Source organism: Caballeronia sp. LZ003 (genome assembly GCF_031451465.1).
Lineage (GTDB): Bacteria > Pseudomonadota > Gammaproteobacteria > Burkholderiales > Burkholderiaceae > Caballeronia.
Genome location: NZ_JARUXJ010000057.1, coordinates 1 through 1,190 on the forward strand (window position 1 = coordinate 1; position 1,190 = coordinate 1,190).

Here is a 1,190-nt window from a genome sequence, read left to right on the forward strand (position 1 = left end):
TTAAGGACGGTCTGCAGAACACGGTTTAAAATGCCTGTGCACCATGTAGACGTTGGAGCAGTTTTTTTATCCAGCTCGGTCCATCAATGACAGAGGCGATGGGCCCAATTGTGCCCTCAACGAGGGTGCGGGGCGAGTTCAACCTGCGGTGTCTTTTACGCTTTGCGCAGCGCCTTGCGCACCATCCATAAATTGCCCAACGCAAATAATGTGGTGATCTGTGCGGTGTTCTTCGCCAGCCCCCGGTATCGCGTCTTCAAATAACCAAACTGTCGCTTGATGATTCGGAACGGATGTTCGACCTTTGCACGAATCCCGGCCTTCAGTCGTTCTATCTTGTCGTATATCGCATCGAGAGGATTCTTCAAGTTCAATTTCCTTCGCTTGCTGGGCCGCATCGCAATATGCCATCGAGCCGAGCCCGTTTGCTTACGTTTTTCGATGCCTTGGTATCCAGCGTCAGCGTAAACATCCGTTTCTTCACCGTGCAATAGCGCAAGGGCCGCGTTGATGTCGTGCTCGTTAGCCGCCGTGCCGATGACCGTGTGAACGAGGCCTGATTCTGCGTCCACGCCTATATGCGCCTTCATGCCGAAGTACCAATTCCTGCCTTTCTGGGTCGACTGCATCTCCGGGTCACGTGTGCCCGACCCGTTCTTGGTCGAACTGGGCGCTGCGATCAACGTAGCATCGACAGCCGAACCGGCTTTAAGCATCAGTCCCTTTTCATTCAATATCTCATTGACGACCGCAAGAATCTGCGCAGCGATGCCATGCGCTTCGAGCAGGTGCCGAAACCGCAAGATAGTCGTTTCGTCTGGAACACGGGTCATCCCTCCATCGAGGCCTGCGAATTCGCGATACAGCGGGACATCATAGACGGCTTCTTCCATCGCTGGATCCGACAGACCAAACCATTGCTGGAGGAAGTGAATTTGCAACATCGTCGCTACCGGAAATGGCGGCCGACCGGTCTTCCCCTTCGGATAATGCGGCTCGATCAATGCAATCAGCCTCGACCATGGCACCACTCGTTTCATCTCGTCCAGAAACTCCCGCTTACGCGTGCGCTTGGTTGACAGGTCCAAGCCGAGATGAAGCTGCGTCATCGTGATGCCTCCAAGTCGCTTGTTTACTAATAGTATTCCTTATTGTAACCACAAGAAGGAGTTCTGCAGAGTCTCCTTAAC

General features: G+C 53.5%; 1 protein-coding gene. It reads right to left on the reverse strand.

Features of this window, described 5'->3' with window-relative positions; translation table 11 throughout:
* Positions 1 to 155: 155 nt before the first annotated feature.
* Positions 156 to 1,109, reverse strand: a complete 954-nt coding sequence (locus tag QCE79_RS32870) for an IS5 family transposase (RefSeq protein ID WP_309851621.1) — start codon at positions 1,107 to 1,109, stop codon at positions 156 to 158.
* Positions 1,110 to 1,190: the final 81 nt, after the last annotated feature.